The sequence below is a fragment of the Streptomyces sp. NPDC102259 genome, from assembly GCF_044766465.1.
In the GTDB taxonomy this organism is placed as follows: domain Bacteria; phylum Actinomycetota; class Actinomycetes; order Streptomycetales; family Streptomycetaceae; genus Streptomyces.
This window is the reverse complement of the sequence record NZ_JBIWMA010000002.1, coordinates 645,590-662,376: the sequence shown is the minus strand read 5'-3', so window position 1 is coordinate 662,376 and position 16,787 is coordinate 645,590. Positions and strand designations below refer to the sequence as shown.

Genomic DNA, 16,787 nt, shown 5'->3' with positions numbered 1-16,787 from the left:
CCGGCTCCCGGGCCGCGGTCAGCTGTCGAGGACTCCGGCGGCCAGCAGCCCGAACAGCGCCACGCCGACGACGAGCCGGTAGATGACGAACGCGTTGAAGGAGTGCTTGGCGACGAACTTCAGCAGCCAGGCGATCGAGGCGTAGGCGACCACGAAGGACACCGCCGTGCCGACGGCCAGGGGCGCCGCGCCGGCGCCCGTGCCCAGGGCGTCCTTCAGCTCGTAGATGCCGGCGCCGGTCAGGGCGGGGATGCCGAGGAAGAACGACAGCCGGGTGGCGGCCACCCGGTCCAGGTCGAGCATGAGCGCGGTGGACATGGTGGCGCCGGAGCGGGAGAAGCCGGGGAAGAGCAGCGCGAGGATCTGGGAGCTGCCGACCAGCATCGCGTCCTTGAACGAGGTGTCGTCCTCGCCGCGCTTGTGGCGGCCCATCTGGTCGGCCGCCCACATCACACCGCTGCCGGCGATCAGCGAGCCCGCGACCACCCACAGCGAGGCCAGCGGCCCCTCGATGAGCGGCTTGGCGGCGAGGCCCACGACGACGATCGGGATCGTCGCGTAGATCACCCACCAGGCGAACTTGTAGTCGTGGTGGTGACGCTCCTCACGGCTGCGCAGCCCGCGGAACCAGGCCGAGACGATCCGCACGATGTCCTTGCGGAAGTACACGAGCACGGCGGCGATCGCCCCGACCTGGATGACGGCCGAGAACCCGACGACGGCGTCGTCGTCGACCGGGATGTTCATCAGCCCCTCGGTGATCTTCAGATGGCCGGTGGAGGAGACGGGGAGGAACTCGGTCACTCCCTCGACGGCTCCGAGGACGACGGCTTGGCCGACGGAGATGGCGCTCATGGAATCCAGTTCTGAGGAGACGATTCGGTCGACAGCGTTGTAGACGCTCCGGTGTCGTACATAGTCCTACCAGGCGCGGAACCGGCCGGACCGCCTACGACCACGCCCACTGACCCATCGCGACACCGGCGAACGCGGCCCCGAGGCCCACCACCACGCTTCCGACGGCGTTGGCGGCGGCGTAGAGGCCCGCGCCGGTCTCGGTCAGCCGCAGTGTCTCGTACGAGAACGTCGAGTACGTCGTCAGCGCTCCGCAGAAACCCGTCCCCAGGAACAACCGCAGGTCGGGGCCGAGGGCGGCGGCGCCGGTCAGGGTGCCGAGGATCAGACAGCCGCTGATGTTGACGACGAAGGTGCCCCAGGGGAAGAGCGAGTCGTGCCGGGCCTGCACCGCGCGGTCGGTCAGGTAGCGGAGCGGGGCGCCGATCATGCCGCCGGCGACGACCACCAGCCAGTTCACAACGACTTCTTACCCTTCGTGCCCGAATCGCCCTGTTGGTCCGCCCGGTTCCCGCCCCGGCCGACATACCGGATGACCTCGCAGGGTTCGAGGGTCACCATGCCCTCCGTGACCAGCTCGTCGAGCTCGGGCAGGAAGGCCCGCACCCGCTCCTCGGTGTCCACGACGACGATCGCGACCGGCAGGTCCTCGCTGAGCGAGAGCAGCCGGGAGGTGTGGATCCGCGAGGAGGCGCCGAAGCCCTCGATGCCGTGGAAGACGCTGGCGCCCGCGAGACCGGCCGTGTGGGCGCGGTGCACGATCTCCGTGTAGAGGGGCTTGCGGTGCCAGGTGTCGTTCTCGCCGACGAACACGGTCAGTCGCAGGGCCCTGCCGGTCAGTCTCGTCATCGCCGCCTCCACCGGAGAACGTGGCGGGTCGCCGTGGCCGCGAGCCCGACCACGAGAAGCGCCGCGCACGGGGTCGCGGCGAGATAGACCAGGGCCGTGCCGGGACGGTCCTCGCCGAACAGCGTCCGGATGTCGACGGCGTACGTCGAGAAGGTGGTGAACCCGCCCAGCACACCGGTGCCGAAGAACGGCCGCACCAGCCGGTGGGTGGTCACCGCCTCGGTGACCACCACCAGGAAGACACCGATCACCGCGCAGCCGACGACGTTCACCCAGAAGGTGGTCCAGGGGAATCCGCCGGCTCGCGTGGGCCACCAGAGGGACGCCGTGTAGCGGGCGGCGGCACCGACACCGCCACCGACGGCCACCACGGCGACCACCGGGAGCCGGCCCGTCCCGGTGGTCCTCCGTGTTGCGCCGGTACGGAGGCTCTGGGCCTGCGGAGCTGTCATGTCGTACGTCTCCTGCCGTGGCCCGGACCACCCCGCCTCGTCGAGGTGATCACGACCGGGCATCAGCGTAACGCCGTCTCACTTGGTCAGGGGCGCCTCACAGACCGCGATGCCCCGCTCCCAGAGGCTGCCCAGGACCAGTCGGCCGCCGGTCTCGCAGACGCTGGTGACCATGCGGAACCCGGAGCGGCGGTGGGTGAGGTGGTGGACGATCCGGCCGTCGTCGTCCACCGCCAGCACCCCCGTCGTGCCCGACGGGCGGTACGGCGCGTTCACGGCGAGGCGGGCGGCACGTCGGCGTACGGCGGGACCGGCGCGGTGCAGGAGGTCGAGCGGGGGGACGCGCGGGCCGGCCAGCGCCACCCAGACGGGGCCGTCGGGCGCGCCGCGCCACAGGTTGTCCGGGAACCCCGGCAGGTGCTCGACGAGGGGCTCGGCCCGGCCGGCCCGGGGGCCGGTGAGCTGGTAGCGGGTGAGGCGGCGGGCGCCGGTCTCGGCGACGATCAGGAAGGAGTCGTCGGCGGCGCGCGCGAGGCCGTTGGCGAACTGGAGCCCCTCCAGGACCACTTCGGCTTCGCGGGCGCCGGGTTCCAGGCGCAACAGGCGGCCGGTGCCGGTGTGTTCGACGAGGTCGCCCATCCAGTCCTTCAAGGGGTGGACCCGGCTGGACACGGTGAAGTAGACGGTTCCGTCGGGCAGCGCGACGACGTTGCTGCAGAAGCGCAGCCGCTCCCCCGCCGCCGACTCGGTCAGGACGCGGACGTTTCCGGTGCCGCCCTCGGGGTCGACGCGCAGCAGCGCGCCGTCGGCGCAGCACACCAACAGGTCGCCGTCCGGGAGGAGTTCGAGGCCGAGCGGTCGGCCGCCGATCTCGGCGATGTGCTCGACCCGAGCCGCGGGCGGGTCGTCGAGACCGTCGACACGCAGGATCCGCCCGTCCGACACCCCGGTCAGTACCCGCCCTCTGGCGTCGGCGACGACGTCTTCGGGGCCGTGCCCGGGGAGAGTGATGTACCTGAGGGGGACGAGAGGCGTCCGACGGTCCATATGGGCCGCCTTCCTTGAGGAGGCGGCCATCCTCGCAGGCGGGCAGGGCGCGGACAGGTCGTGACCGTGGTCCTTTGCCGGGCCTTTTCGGAGGGTGGACCCTCCGTCCTCTACCGCCCCTTCCCGAAGTCCTCTACCACCCCTTCTCGAACATCCGCGCCACTTCGGCGATGCGCATCTCGTCGCGCCGGTAGTAGGTGCGACGCCTGATCCGCTTGGCGCGCAGCAGACCGATGCCGGCGAGCAGGCCGAGGTGGGTGCCGGCCACCTGCCGGCGCACACCCAGTTTCGCCGCGACGACGTCCGCCGTGACGCCGTCCTCGACGAGGTCGCCGTGCCGTTGCGGCGGGAAGTGCCGGGCCGGCTCCTTCAGCCACTCCAGGATTTCCAGTCGCCTCTCGCTCACAGGAGTCCTCAGCATCGTCGTCCCCTTCGTCCCTGCGGTCTGCGCTCCCTCGGTACCGCGTCTCCCCACTGTTCCGCAGCCGGGGCCGCCGTGTCCCGCACTCCGCAAGCCTTGGCCGGGATCGAACACCCTTGCCCCACAAGGGTGTTCGGGTGAACCGCCGGAGACGGGCAGGGGCCCGGCCGCGCGGCGCGGCCGGGCCCCTGCTTCCGGAGAGGGAGGGCGGATCAGCGGTGGCTGAACCACGACATGGAGGACAGGGCCTTGTCGTCGTAGCCGAACAGGGCCTGGTTCTCCCAGCCGTTGCCGGAGCCGGCGTCGGTCGGGTCCCAGCCGTTGCCGGTGACGGCGGTCCAGGTGGACTCCCAGTAGAAGACGCCGAGTCCACGGCCGTTCGGAACGGCCTCCACGATGCTCGCCACGTCGTTCATCCACCGGGTCTGGCCGGTGACGGTCGCCGGATAGCCGGACACCAGCTCGCCGGCGAGGTCGATGATGTTCTCGGTCGAGTCCTCGCTGTCCAGCCGGAAGGGGTACGCCGTCTCGGCGACGTAGACCGGCCGGGCGTAGCGGGAGGCGGCGTCGTCGAGGGTGGTCTGGAAGTCGGCGAGCGTGCCGTGCCAGTACCCGTAGTACGACAGGCCGATGACGTCGAACTTCACCCCGTTGGAGACGGCGCTGTCGAACCACCAGCGGGTGCCGGCCAGGTCACCGCCCTTGGCGAGGTGCAGCGCCACGGGCGTACCGGAGTTGACCGCCTTGACGGCGTCGTAGCCGGAGTTGAGCAGTCCGGCGAGCTGCGACCAGTTGTCGGTGGAGCCCGTGGACCACAGCATGCCGCCGTTGATCTCGTTGCCGACCTGCACCATGTCCGCGCTGGTGCCCTGTGCCTTGAGGGCGTTGAGGACGTCGTAGGTGTGGTTGTAGACGTCCGTCTTCAGCTGGCTGTAGGAGTGCCCGGCCCATGCGGCGGGCACGGTCTGCGCCCCCGGGTCGGCCCAGGTGTCCGAGTAGTGGAAGTCCACCAGGAGCTTCGTGCCCTGCGCCTTGACGCGCTTGGCCGCCGCCAGGACCCGCGCCTTGTTGTTGTAGCCGTCGGCGGGGTTCACCCAGACCTTCAGGCGCGCGTAGTTCTGTCCGGCGTTCTTCAGGACGGCGAGCGCGTCCTGGGTGGTGCCGGAGCTGTTCTTGTAGACGCCGCCGAGGGCTTCGCTCTTGATGAGCGACGACACGTCCGAGCCCTTGATGGACAGGCCGGTGGAGCCCGACGCGAAGGTCAGGTCGTCGACGTTGATCCAGTTTCCGGCGTTGGCGTCGGAGTTGACGCTGATGGTGCACTGGTTGTTCGTCACCGCGATGGAGGTGACGATGCGGATCCAGCCGCTGGAGGAGACCGGGATGGCGGTGCGCTGCTCGGCGCTGCCGCAGTTCTTCAGCGCGATGTACGCGGAGTTCTGGCCGCCGCCGGAGCGCACCCAGGCGGTGAGCTTGTAGGTGCCGTTGGTGAGCCCGGACAGGTACTGGTACGTCTCGACCTTGTAGGCGGAGGCCGAGTAGTGCGAGAGGCGGTAACTGCCCGCGTGGCCCCCGGACTCGGTGAAGGAGGCGGCGTTCTGCCCGGCCGCCGAGTACGTGGACCAGCCGGCCGGCGTCGCGGTGCCGGCGCCGTCGGTCTCGAAGCCGCCGTTGGTGAGGGTGGTGGCCGCCTGCGCGGTCTGCGCGGGCAGGACGGTGAGGGCGAGCCCCGCGGCGAGCGGCAGCAGCAGGGTTCTGAGCGTGCGTCTGGGATGGAACATCGTCGTCCGTCGTCCCTTCGACGTGATGGATGGAGGTTCCCTCGTGGGGTGAGGGACCCCCTCCGCCCGCGGCTCGCGGCTCCACGGGCGGAGGGGGAGTCGGCTCAGCCGTCGAGTCGTACGACCCGGACGGCTCCCGCCGGGACCGCGACGCGGCCGGCGGCGCGTTCGCCCGTCAGCAGTTCGGTGCCGGAGCTCTCCAGCGGCACCTTGGCGTCGGTGGCGGTGTGGTTGATCGCGAAGAGGTAGCTGCCCGTCTCGCCGGAGCGGCGCACGACCTCCACGTCGTGCGGCAGATCGGCGCGCGGGGCGATCGCCGCGTCCTCGGCGGCCCGGCCGAGCAGCGCGTCCAGGCCCACGCCGCCGAGGCGGGTGGAGACGTACCAGGCGGTGCCCTCGCCGAGCCGGTGCCGGGTGACGGCGGGGTGGCCCGCGGTGAGGCCGTCGGCGTAGGTCCAGACGGTCTCGGCGCCGCGCGGCACCACGAACTCCGTCCACACGTCGCCGGCGATCTCACTGCCGTCGGGACCGGTGACGCGCACGCTCTCGCCCCGAAGCAGCGGCGAGAACTCCTCGATCGTCAGACCCAGCACGTCCCGGAGCGCGCCGGGGTAGGCGCCCTCGTGGACGGCGTCGTGCTCGTCGACGATGCCGGAGAAGTACGACACGACCAGGGTGCCGCCGTTCGCGACGTACTCCCGGAGGTTGTTCCCGGCCGCTTCCGTCATCAGGTACAGGGCGGGCACCACGACCAGCGGGTACGCCGAGAGGTCGGCCTCGGGGTGGGCGAAGTCGACGGTGAGGTGGCGGTCGTAGAGGGCCTCGTAGAAGGCGTCGGCGCGCTCGCGCGGGTCGGCGTCCTCGCTGGGCCGCCAGTCGAGGTTCTGCGCCCACCAGGAGTGCCAGTCCCACAGGACCGCCACGTCGGCCTCGGTGCGGGTGCCGCGGATCGCGCCGAGCGAGTCGAGGGAGGCCCCGAGTTCGACGACCTCGCGCCACACGCGGGTGTCGGTGCCGCCGTGCGGGACCATCGCCGAGTGGAACTTCTCGGCGCCGCGCCGGGACTGCCGCCACTGGAAGAACATGGCGCCCTCGGAACCGCGGGCCACGTGGCCGAGGGAGTTGCGGGCCATCTGGCCGGGGGCCTTGGCCGGGTTGCGCGGCTGCCAGTTGACGCCCGAGGTGGAGTGCTCCAGGAGGATCCAGGGGGCGCCGCCGGCGACGGAGCGGGTCAGGTCCGCGGCCATCGCCAGGTTGACGTGGGTGCGGCGGCCGTCGGTGATCAGGTAGTGGTCGTTGGTGACGATGTCGACCTCACGGCCCCAGGCCCAGTAGTCGACCGAGTCGCACTGGCTGAGGGCGGTCATGAAGTTGGTCGTCACCGGGACGCCGGGCGCGAGGCGGTGCAGGATGTCCCGCTCCGCCACGAAGTTCTCGCGCATGGTGGCGTCGGCGAAGCGCTTGTAGTCCAGGGCCTGCCCCGGGTTGCCGACCGTGGGGGTGGCGCGCGGCGGGTTGACGTCCTCGAGGCCGGCGTAGCGCTGGCCCCAGAAGGCGGTGCCCCAGGCCTCGTTGACGGCGTCGACCGTGCCGTACGTGGTCTCCAGCCAGCGGCGGAAGTGGGCGGCGCAGGAGTCGCAGTAGCAGGCGGAGACGGGGACGCCGTACTCGTTGTGCACGTGCCACATCGCCAGCGCCGGGTGGTCGCCGTAGCGCTGGGCGAGGCGGGTGGTGATGTTCGCCGCGGCGGCGCGGTAGTCCGCGTTGCTGTGACAGATCGCGGCGCGGGAGCCGAACTCGTAGCGCGCGCCCTCGGGGGTCACGGGCAGCGCGTCGGGGTGGTCGCGGTAGAACCAGACCGGGGGCGCCACGGTGGGTGTGCCCAGGTCGACGCGGATGCCGTTGTCGTGCAGCAGGCCGATGACGCGGTCCAGCCAGCCGAAGTCGTACTCCCCCGGCGAGGGTTCCAGCAGGGCCCAGGAGAAGATTCCGACGCTCACCATGGTGACGCCGGCCTCGCGCATCAGCCGTACGTCGTCCTGCCAGACACTTTCCGGCCACTGCTCGGGGTTGTAGTCCCCACCGAAGGCGAGCCTGGTGAGGCCCTTGGGGCTGGTCTCCGGCATGGATCTTCTCCCGTTTAATCGATCATTTGGGAACGTGCACACACAGTGGCGGCGTTCGGAGCCCAACATAACCGCACAGCAACAACCATTGACAAGTGTCCGGGATGTTTCTCTACTGTGAACGCTCACAGACAGCAGAGCAGCTTCTCGCGACGGGCGGGGAGCCCGCTCATGCGATCGCATGGCAGGTTTTCGCACTGGGCGAGAACCCAGGTCAGGGGAGAGATCCATGCCCAACACGAAGCGCCGGCGGCTCTTTGTCAGAGGTGCGGCTTCGGCCGTCGCCGTCGTCCTCGGCGCCACCGCGCTCACCGCCTGCGGCTCGTCCGACGAGGACAGCGCCGAGTCCGGTCCGGCCTCGCTCACGTACTGGACGTGGACGCCCGGCATGGACAAGGTCGTGGACCTGTGGAACAAGGGCCAGGGCAAGAAGGACCAGATCACCGTCACGGTGAAGAAGCAGGCGTCCGGCGACACGCTGGTCACCAAGATCCTCACCGCGCACAAGGCAGGCAAGGCCCCCGACCTGGTCCAGGCCGAGTACCAGGCACTGCCCACGCTGGTCAGCAATGACGCGCTGGCGGACATAGCGAAGAACGTCGGCGACGCGAAAGCCAAGTTCGCCGACGGTGTCTGGCAGCAGACGACGCTGGGCACGGACGCCGTCTACGCGGTGCCGCAGGACATCGGCCCGATGATGTTCTACTACCGCGCCGACCTCTTCAAGGAGTACGGCCTGACGGTCCCGACGACCTGGGAGCAGTTCGCGGCGACCGCCCGGACGCTGAAGGAGAAGGCTCCGGAGACGGACCTCACGACCTTCTCCGCCAACGACTCCGGCCTCTTCGCGGGCCTCGCCCAGCAGGCCGGCGCCAAGTGGTGGACCACCTCGGGCGACAAGTGGAAGGTCGGCATCGACGACGCGGCCACCAAGAAGGTCGCCGACTTCTGGGGCGGCCTCGTCAAGGAGGGCGCCATCGACAACCAGCCGATGTACACCCCGGCCTGGAACAAGGCGCTCAACACCGGCAAGCAGATCGCCTGGGTCTCCGCCGTCTGGGCCCCGGGCACCCTGACCACCGCCGCGCCCGACACCAAGGGCAAGTGGGCCATGGCCCCGCTCCCCCAGTGGTCGAACAGCGAGAACGTCACCGGCAGCTGGGGCGGATCCTCCACGGCCGTGACCACGGACTCGAAGCACAAGGAGGCCGCCGCCAAGTTCGCCGCCTGGCTGAACACCGACGGCGACGCCCTCAACGCCCTGGCCAAGGAGAGCGGCATCTACCCGGCCTCCACCTCCGCCCAGCTCAGCGGCGCCTTCACCACCCCGCCGGACTACTTCTCGAACCAGGCGGACTTCTACACCACGGCCGCCAAGATCGCGAAGACCACGGCGCCGTCGGCCTGGGGCCCGAACGTGAACGTCGCCTACACGACCTTCAAGGACGCGTTCGGCGCCGCCGCGAAGGACAAGTCGGACTTCTCCGCCGCCCTGGCCAAGATGCAGGCGGACACGGTCGCCGACCTCGAGAAGCAGGGCTTCGAGGTCTCCGAGTGACCATCGCACGCCGGAGGTCGTACGGGGTCAAGGGGGCCCCGTACGCCTTCCTCCTCCCCGCGACGATCCTCTTCACCCTGTTCTTCGCGCTGCCCATCGGGTACGCGGTGTGGCTCAGCTTCCGCAAGGTGCACGTCTCCGGCCTCGGCCTGGGCTCGGGCGCGCGCAAGGAGATCTGGGCCGGCCTGGAGAACTACACCGCCGCCTTCACCGACAGCGAGCTGCTCGACGGCGCGCTGCGCGTCCTCGGCTACGGCTGCATCGTCGTCCCGGTGATGCTGGGCCTGGCGCTGCTGTTCGCGCTGATGCTCGACTCCGAGAAGGTGCGGCTCGCCCCGTTCACCCGGCTCGCGATCTTCCTGCCGTACGCCATCCCCGGCGTGGTGGCGGCGCTGCTGTGGGGCTTCCTCTACCTGCCGGACGTCAGCCCGTTCTACTTCGTGCTGGAGAAGCTGGGCATGCCGCAGCCGGACCTGCTGGACGGCGGTCCGCTGTACCTCGCCCTGTCGAACATCGCGGTCTGGGGCGGCACCGGCTTCAACATGATCGTCATCTACACCTCGTTGCAGGCCATCCCGGTCGAGGTGTACGAGGCGGCGAAGCTGGACGGCGCCACCCCGACGCAGATCGCGCTGCGGATCAAGATCCCGATGGTGGCGCCCTCGCTGGTGCTGACCTTCTTCTTCTCGATCATCGCCACGCTCCAGGTCTTCAACGAGCCGACCACCCTCAAGCCGCTCACCAACTCCGTGTCGACGACGTGGAGTCCGCTGATGAAGGTGTACCGGGACGCGTTCGGCACGGGTGACATCTACCAGGCGGCCGCAGAGGCCGTGATCATCGCTTTCGCCACGCTGGTGCTGTCCTTCGGCTTCCTGCGGGCCGCGAACCGCCGTAACAAGCAGGACGCCCGTCAAGGAGCCGCACGATGAGTTCTCTTGCCGTCCACAAGGCCCCCTCCGCGGCCGGCGCCACCGGCGCGTCGCAGAGCCGTCCGCCGCTGCGCGGCCGGATCGCGCTGGTGCCGACGCTCACGCTGCTCCTCGGCGCCGTCTACTGTCTGCTCCCGGTGGCCTGGGTGGTGATCGCGTCCACCAAGTCCGGCAGCGAGCTGTTCTCCACGTTCACGTTCCTGCCGGGCACCGGCTTCACCGACAACCTGCGCGACCTCAACGCCTACCGCGACGGCATCTACTGGCAGTGGATGGCCAACTCCGGCCTGTACGCCGTTCTCGGCGCGCTGCTGTCGACGTGTGTGTCGGCGTTCAGCGGCTACGCGCTCGCGACCTACCGTTTCCGGGGCCGCGAGACGCTGTTCAACGTCCTCCTTGCGGGCGTGCTGATGCCGCCGATCATCCTCGCCATCCCCCAGTACCTGCTGATGGCGAAGGCGGACCTCACGGACTCCTACTGGTCCGTGCTGCTGCCGCAGATCCTCTCCCCGTACGGCGTCTACCTCGCGCGCATCTACGCGGCCGCGGCCGTGCCGAGCGACGTGGTGGAGGCGGGCCGGATGGACGGCGCGAGCGAGTGGCGGATCTTCACCAGGGTCGCGCTGCCGATGATGGTGCCCGGCATGGTGACGGTGTTCCTGTTCCAGTTCGTGGCGATCTGGAACAACTTCCTGCTGCCGTACATCATGCTCAGCGACGACGAGAGGTTCCCGCTCACCCTCGGCCTGTTCACGCTCCTCGAACAGGGCGCCAACACCCCGGCGCTCTACACGCTGGTGATCACCGGCGCGTTCCTGGCGGTGATCCCGCTGGTGGCGCTGTTCCTGGTCATTCAGCGGTTCTGGAGCCTGGATCTGCTGTCCGGAGCCGTAAAGTCATGACCATGAACCATGGTGCGGGGGGCCGCCGCAGACCACCGACCATCCACGACGTGGCACGGGAGGCGGGCGTCTCACGGGGCACCGTCTCACGGGTGCTCAACGGTGGACACTACGTGAGCCCCACCGCGGCCGAGGCGGTCAACGACGCCATCCGCAGGACGGGTTACGTCGTGAACCGGCACGCCCGTTCCCTGATCACCGGCCGCTCCGACTCCGTGGGCTTCCTGCTGACCGAGCCCCAGGAGCGGTTCTTCGAGGACCCCAACTTCAATGTCCTGCTGCGCGGCTGCACACAGGCGCTGGCCGCGCACGACGTCCCCCTCCTGCTGATGCTGGCCGGGACCGAGGACGAGCGGCGGCGCATCACGCGGTACATCACCGCCGGGCATGTCGACGGGGTGCTGCTGGTCTCCAGCCACTCCGGGGACCCGATCGCCACGGAGCTGCGCGAGGCGGGCGTCCCGCTGGTCGCGTGCGGCAAGCCGATCGGGATCGGGTCCAAGGTCAGTTACGTGGCCGCCGACGACCGCGACGGCGCGCGGGACATGGTGCGCCATCTGCTGGCGCAGGGCCGCCGACGGGTCGGCGTGGTCACCGGCCCGCTGGACACCCCCGGCGGTGTGGAGCGGCTCGCGGGCTACCGGGAGGTGCTCGCCGAGGCGGGCGTCGACTACGACGAGCGGATCGTCGTCTCCGGCGACTACAGCCGGGCCAGCGGCGAGGCGGGCGCCGAGCGGCTGCTGGCGCAGGCACCGGACCTCGACGCGGTGTTCGTCGCGTCCGACCTGATGGCACAGGGCGTGCTGACAGCCCTGCACCGGGCGGGCCGGCGGGTGCCCGAGGACGTCGCGGTCGGCGGCTTCGACGACTCCCCGGCGGCGACCGCGGCCAGTCCCTCCCTCACCACCATCCGTCAGCCCTGGGACCGGATCAGCAATGAGATGGTCCGGGTGCTGCTCGCCCAGATAGGGGGCGAGGACCCGGCGGCGGTGATCCTGCCGACGGAGCTGGTGAAGCGGGAGTCGACGTAGCGGACCGGGCGGCGCGTGCCGAACCGGTCAGGATCGGAGAAGCCGTCCGCCGCTCCCCGGCCTAGCGTGAGTAGTGCGGGAACACGGAACCGTTCCCGCACACCGCACCTCACCGAGGAGAACGCCATGGCCGCCGGCCTGCAGACGATCATCTACCCCGTCAAGGACCTCGCCCGGGCGAAGGCCCTGTTCAGCGCGCTGCTGGAGGTCGAGCCGTACGCCGACGAGCCCTACTACGTCGGTTTCAAGGCCGCCGGGCAGGACGTCGGTCTCGACCCGAACGGACACGCCAAGGGCATGACCGGACCGGTTCCGTACTGGCATGTCACCGACCTGCGCGAGCGGCTCGCGGCGCTGGTGGCGGCGGGGGCAGAGCTGCTCCAGGACGCGCAGGAGGTCGGCGGCGGCAGGCTGATCGCCTTCGTGAAGGACGCGGACGGCAACCTGGTGGGGCTGCTCCAGGATCCGGCCGCCTGAGGCGCCCGAGACTGCCCCGCGCAACCGCTTGCACCCGCACTAGTTGCACACTCAATGAATCGCCGTATCGGTGTTACCGTGCACATATGGCAGCGAAGACGGCCGGGGCGGGCCTCGAAGATCGGTGGCGGGACATCCTGTCGGTGCACGCGCGCACGATGTGCGAGATCGATCGCGCGCTGCATCCGCACGGCCTCGGAGCGAGCGACTTCGAAGTGCTCGACATCCTCGCCGCCGAGGCGCCTCGGGAGGGCGACCAGTGCCGGGTGCAGAACCTGGTCGGACGGGTGCACCTCAGCCAGAGCGCGCTGTCCCGCCTCATCGGCCGCCTGGAGAAGGAAGGCCTGGTGGAGCGTTCCGTCTGCGTGGAGGACCGGCGCGGGGTGTGGGTCGCCCTCACCCGCAAGGGCCGCGACCTGCACACCGAGGTACTGCCGCTCCAGCGGGCGGTGCTGGGCCGGATGCTGGCCGAGTCCTAGGGCCTGCCGGCTCCCCCGATCCGTGGGGGAGCCCGATCCGGCGAGGTGTTCGTGGGTCAGCGCACCAGCAGGGTGCGGACTCCCTCCGACGTGAGCGTCAGCGGATGGTCGCCGGCCGCGTCGATGGAGAGGGACAGCTCGCCGGTCGGCCACTGCGCGGCGAGCGCGCCGAGGGGCACGAGCCGGTAGCGGGCGACCTCCGGCAGCAGGTCCGTCATCTCCGGTTCGGAAGTGAAGACGGGCACCACGGGCGCGCCACCGGGCTGTTCGAGGACGGGCAGCGCGACCGTGGCCGGGTTGGTGATGTCCTCGTCGATGGCGTCGTCGGGCACGGGCACGAGGACGTCGCAGTGCGCGAGCGTGTCCAGTGCGGCGGTGTCCTCGGTGTCCCGGGCCAGCGCGTCCAGCGCCAGCGCGGCGGGGTTGTTGATGCGGTCGTGCGCGGGTGTCTCCATGACGGTCTCCCTGGTAGCGGCGGTCCGGCACGCGTACCCGACCGCCAGACGCTCAATCCCCCGCCGCACTGAAGGGCTCGGTCTTCACGTTCCGGGAGGTGCCGGCCGGCGACCTGCCCATCGACGGGAGGGACACCCGACGCCGACTCGCCGCCGCCGCCCAGGAGCGGACCGGCACCTGAAACCCCTCCCCCGGGACGCCTCGCGAGGGGGTGCACAGCTGAGCGCGAGCCCGCTTGAATGATCGAATGACCGCAGGGTTAGCATATGAGCGCCACCTAGCTCGAAAGATAGGCCCGTGACGCTCAACGACGATTCGTTCACCAACTGGAAGAACCGCGAGGAGATCGCGGAGTCGATGATCCCGATGATCGGGAAGCTGCACCGTGAGCGGGACGTGACCGTCCTGCTGCACAGCCGCTCCCTGGTGAACAAGTCGGTGGTCAGCATCCTCAAGACCCACCGCTTCGCCCGCCAGATCGCGGGCGAGGAGCTCTCGGTCACCGAGACGCTGCCGTTCCTCGAGACCCTCACCGCGCTCGACCTCGGCCCTTCGCAGATCGACATCGGCATGCTCGCCGCGACCTACCGGGCCGACGACCGGGGCCTGTCGGTGGCGGAGTTCACCGCCGAGGCCGTGGCCGGCGCCACCGGCGCGAACAAGATCGACCGGCGCGAGCCGCGCGACGTCGTCCTCTACGGCTTCGGCCGCATCGGCCGGCTCGTCGCCCGTCTGCTCATCGAGAAGTCCGGCTCCGGCAACGGCCTGCGCCTGCGCGCCATCGTGGTGCGCGGCGGCGGCGAGCAGGATCTCGTCAAGCGCGCGTCCCTGCTGCGCCGCGACTCGGTGCACGGCCAGTTCCAGGGCACGATCACGGTCGACGAGGCGAACAACAAGATCATCGCCAATGGCAACGAGATCACGGTGATCTACGCCGACGACCCGAGCCAGGTCGACTACACCGAGTACGGCGTCCGCAACGCCATCCTCATCGACAACACCGGCAAGTGGCGCGACCGCGAGGGGCTCTCCGGGCACCTGCGGCCGGGCATCGACAAGGTCGTGCTGACCGCGCCCGGCAAGGGCGACGTGCCGAACATCGTGCACGGCGTCAACCACGACACGATCAAGCCGGACGAGCAGATCCTGTCCTGCGCGTCCTGCACCACCAACGCGATCGTCCCGCCGCTGAAGGCGATGGCCGACGAGTACGGCGTGCTGCGCGGCCACGTGGAGACCGTCCACTCGTTCACCAACGACCAGAACCTGCTGGACAACTACCACAGCGCCGACCGTCGCGGCCGCTCCGCGCCGCTCAACATGGTCATGACGGAGACCGGCGCCGCCTCGGCCGTCGCCAAGGCGCTGCCCGACCTCAAAGCCCCGATCAGCGGCAGCTCGATCCGCGTCCCGGTCCCGGACGTCTCGATCGCGATCCTCAGCCTGCGACTCGGCCGGGAGACCACCCGCGAGGAGGTCCTCGACCACCTCCGCGAGGTGTCGCTGACCTCGCCGCTCAAGCGCCAGATCGACTTCACCACGGCGCCCGACGCGGTCTCCAGCGACTTCATCGGCTCGCGCCACGCCTCGATCATCGACGCCGGCGCCACCAAGGTCGACGGCGACAACGCGATCCTCTACCTCTGGTACGACAACGAGTTCGGCTACTCCTGCCAGGTCGTCCGAGTCGTCCAGCACGTCTCCGGGGTGGAGTACCCGACGTACCCGGCGACGGGCGTCTGACGCCGGTAACCGGCAGGAGAAGCGGGGCGCCCCGGGCCGGGGGCGCCCCGCTTCCGTCCGTCAGGCCGACGTCTCCGGGCGGTCGGCCTCGGCCCAGTGGGTGTGGAAGGCGCCGGGACGGTCGGTGCGCTGGTAGGTGTGGGCGCCGAAGTAGTCGCGCTGGCCCTGGAGAAGGGCGGCCGGCAGCCGCTCCGCGCGCAGGGTGTCGTAGTGGGCGAGCGCGGCCGAGAAGGCGGGCACGGGGATGCCACGGCGGGCGGCCGAGGCCACGGTCTCCCGCCAGGGCACCTGCGCGTCCGTGATCTCCATGGCGAACTCCATCTCGCCGAGCAGGCTGACCAGCTCCGGGTCGGCGGCGTACGCGGCACGGATGCGGTCGAGGAACGTGGCGCGGATGATGCAGCCGCCGCGCCAGATCCGGGCGACCGCGCCGAGGTCGATCTTCCAGCCGAACTCGCCGGCCGCGTCCTGGATCATCTTCCAGCCCTGGTCGTAGGCGATGACCTTCGAGGCGTACAGGGCGTGCTCGACCTGTGAGGTGAAGCGGGTGGCCTCGGTGCGGCTGAGCGGGGGCGTGGTGCCGCCGGGGAGTCCGGCGTAGGCGGCGCGCAGTGCGCTCTGGCCGGAGGCGGCGCGCGCGAAGGTGGCCTGGGCGATGGCGGTGACCGGGGAGCCCAGGTCCAGGGCCGTCTGCACGGTCCAGCGGCCGGTGCCCTTCTGACCCGCGGCGTCGGCGACGATGTCGACGAACGCCAGGCCGGTGGTGGCGTCGGTGTGGGCGAGGACCTCGGCGGTGATCTCGATGAGGTAGGAGCCGAGCCGACCCTCGTTCCAGGTGCGGAAGATGTCGGCGATCTCCGCCGGGGTGTAGCCGGCGACCTGGCGCAGCAGGTCGTACGCCTCGGCGATGAGCTGCATGTCGGCGTACTCGATGCCGTTGTGCACCATCTTGACGAAGTGCCCGGCGCCGTCGGTGCCGATGTGCGTGGCGCAGGGCTCGCCGCCGACCTTCGCGCTGATGGACTCGAACATCGGGCCGAGGACGTCGTAGGACTCGGTGGAGCCGCCCACCATGACGGCCGGGCCGTTCAGCGCGCCCTCCTCGCCGCCGGAGACGCCGGCGCCGACGAAGTGGAGGCCGCGCTCGCGCAGGGCCTCCTCGCGGCGGCGGGTGTCGGCATAGTGGGCATTGCCACCGTCGATGATCATGTCGCCGGGCTCCAGGAGCGGGGCGAACTCGTCGATGACCGCGTCGGTGACCGCACCCGCCTGCACCATGATCATCAGTCGGCGGGGACGCTCGAGCGCGGCCACGAAGTCCGCGGCCGACTCGGCGGGGACGAACGCGCCCTCGTGGCCGAACTCCTCGACGAGCGCGCGGGTGCGGCCGGCGGAACGGTTGTGGACGGCGACGGTGTAACCGTTACGGGCGAAGTTGCGCGCGAGGTTGCGGCCCATCACGCCGAGGCCGGTGACGCCGATGGCGGCGGTTGCGTTCACGAGGTACGTCCCTAGGATCGTTGGCGTGGTCGGAGGGGCGGGCGGCCCCCCGGTACCCCCAGGTACGGACCGTCGGCCGGTTCTTCTCGATCCGTCACCGATTCCTTGGGCCGATGGGCGATTCCTTGGGCCGATCAGCGATTCCGTGAGCCGGTCAGGCCCCGTCGAGCCGCCCCGA

Annotated in this window: 17 protein-coding genes; 7 read left to right on the top strand and 10 right to left on the bottom strand. The window is 70.4% G+C overall.

Features of this window, described 5'->3' with window-relative positions; translation table 11 throughout:
- Positions 1-18 precede the first annotated feature (18 nt).
- The 8 genes from ACIRPU_RS07490 to ACIRPU_RS07455 all read right to left on the bottom strand — a co-directional run bounded on the left by ACIRPU_RS07490 (position 19) and on the right by ACIRPU_RS07455 (position 7,531).
- Positions 19-855: an undecaprenyl-diphosphate phosphatase gene (locus ACIRPU_RS07490; protein WP_355701795.1), complete on the bottom strand. Its 837-nt coding sequence runs from the start codon at positions 853-855 to the stop codon at positions 19-21.
- 94 nt (positions 856-949) lie between these two features.
- Entirely contained in the window at positions 950-1,315 is a 366-nt protein-coding gene (gene crcB, locus ACIRPU_RS07485; RefSeq protein WP_403862937.1) for a fluoride efflux transporter CrcB, read from the bottom strand.
- Positions 1,312-1,704: a DUF190 domain-containing protein gene (locus ACIRPU_RS07480; RefSeq protein WP_403862934.1), complete on the bottom strand. Its 393-nt coding sequence runs from the start codon at positions 1,702-1,704 to the stop codon at positions 1,312-1,314. The genes crcB and ACIRPU_RS07480 overlap by 4 nt, the downstream gene beginning before the upstream one ends.
- Positions 1,701-2,156 (bottom strand): fluoride efflux transporter FluC, encoded by a 456-nt coding sequence (locus ACIRPU_RS07475; RefSeq protein ID WP_403862931.1) that lies wholly within the window; start codon positions 2,154-2,156, stop codon positions 1,701-1,703. The genes ACIRPU_RS07480 and ACIRPU_RS07475 overlap by 4 nt, the downstream gene beginning before the upstream one ends.
- A gap of 78 nt (positions 2,157-2,234) precedes the next feature.
- Positions 2,235-3,203, bottom strand: coding sequence for an SMP-30/gluconolactonase/LRE family protein (locus ACIRPU_RS07470; protein ID WP_403862928.1), 969 nt, complete (start codon positions 3,201-3,203; stop codon positions 2,235-2,237).
- Between the two features lie 133 nt (positions 3,204-3,336).
- Complete coding sequence (locus ACIRPU_RS07465; RefSeq protein WP_355701800.1) at positions 3,337-3,624, bottom strand: ArsR family transcriptional regulator; 288 nt, start codon at positions 3,622-3,624, stop codon at positions 3,337-3,339.
- Positions 3,625-3,836: 212 nt separating this feature from the next.
- Positions 3,837-5,405 (bottom strand): arabinogalactan endo-1,4-beta-galactosidase, encoded by a 1,569-nt coding sequence (locus ACIRPU_RS07460; RefSeq protein WP_355701801.1) that lies wholly within the window; start codon positions 5,403-5,405, stop codon positions 3,837-3,839.
- Between the two features lie 104 nt (positions 5,406-5,509).
- Complete coding sequence (locus ACIRPU_RS07455; protein ID WP_403862924.1) at positions 5,510-7,531, bottom strand: beta-galactosidase; 2,022 nt, start codon at positions 7,529-7,531, stop codon at positions 5,510-5,512.
- A 229-nt stretch (positions 7,532-7,760) separates the two neighbouring features.
- Here ACIRPU_RS07455 and ACIRPU_RS07450 point away from each other — a divergent pair, with 229 nt between their 5' ends.
- From ACIRPU_RS07450 to ACIRPU_RS07425, 6 genes are all read left to right on the top strand, one after another.
- Complete coding sequence (locus ACIRPU_RS07450) at positions 7,761-9,089, top strand: extracellular solute-binding protein (protein WP_355701803.1); 1,329 nt, start codon at positions 7,761-7,763, stop codon at positions 9,087-9,089.
- Entirely contained in the window at positions 9,086-10,021 is a 936-nt protein-coding gene (locus ACIRPU_RS07445) for a carbohydrate ABC transporter permease (protein WP_384120570.1), read from the top strand. Before ACIRPU_RS07450 ends, ACIRPU_RS07445 begins: the two co-directional genes overlap by 4 nt.
- Positions 10,018-10,923, top strand: a complete 906-nt coding sequence (locus ACIRPU_RS07440; protein ID WP_403862920.1) for a carbohydrate ABC transporter permease — start codon at positions 10,018-10,020, stop codon at positions 10,921-10,923. Before ACIRPU_RS07445 ends, ACIRPU_RS07440 begins: the two co-directional genes overlap by 4 nt.
- On the top strand, positions 10,920-11,954 hold the full coding sequence (locus ACIRPU_RS07435) for a LacI family DNA-binding transcriptional regulator (protein WP_389500423.1): 1,035 nt from the start codon (positions 10,920-10,922) through the stop codon (positions 11,952-11,954). The genes ACIRPU_RS07440 and ACIRPU_RS07435 overlap by 4 nt, the downstream gene beginning before the upstream one ends.
- Positions 11,955-12,080: 126 nt before the next feature.
- The gene (locus ACIRPU_RS07430; RefSeq protein ID WP_403862917.1) at positions 12,081-12,431 is read left to right on the top strand and encodes a VOC family protein; all 351 of its coding nucleotides are present in this window, start codon (positions 12,081-12,083) and stop codon (positions 12,429-12,431) included.
- An 86-nt stretch (positions 12,432-12,517) separates the two neighbouring features.
- Positions 12,518-12,910: a MarR family transcriptional regulator gene (locus tag ACIRPU_RS07425; protein WP_355701808.1), complete on the top strand. Its 393-nt coding sequence runs from the start codon at positions 12,518-12,520 to the stop codon at positions 12,908-12,910.
- Between the two features lie 56 nt (positions 12,911-12,966).
- On the opposite strand, the gene ACIRPU_RS07420 is transcribed toward ACIRPU_RS07425, so the two are convergent.
- Positions 12,967-13,365, bottom strand: a complete 399-nt coding sequence (locus tag ACIRPU_RS07420; protein WP_385564114.1) for an SseB family protein — start codon at positions 13,363-13,365, stop codon at positions 12,967-12,969.
- Positions 13,366-13,663: 298 nt separating this feature from the next.
- Between ACIRPU_RS07420 and ACIRPU_RS07415 the strand changes: the two genes are divergently transcribed.
- The gene (locus ACIRPU_RS07415) at positions 13,664-15,109 is read left to right on the top strand and encodes a glyceraldehyde-3-phosphate dehydrogenase (RefSeq protein ID WP_403862914.1); all 1,446 of its coding nucleotides are present in this window, start codon (positions 13,664-13,666) and stop codon (positions 15,107-15,109) included.
- Between the two features lie 60 nt (positions 15,110-15,169).
- Here ACIRPU_RS07415 and gndA read toward each other — a convergent pair whose 3' ends face one another.
- Positions 15,170-16,609: an NADP-dependent phosphogluconate dehydrogenase gene (gndA, locus tag ACIRPU_RS07410; RefSeq protein ID WP_403862911.1), complete on the bottom strand. Its 1,440-nt coding sequence runs from the start codon at positions 16,607-16,609 to the stop codon at positions 15,170-15,172.
- Between the last annotated feature and the right edge of the window lie 178 nt (positions 16,610-16,787).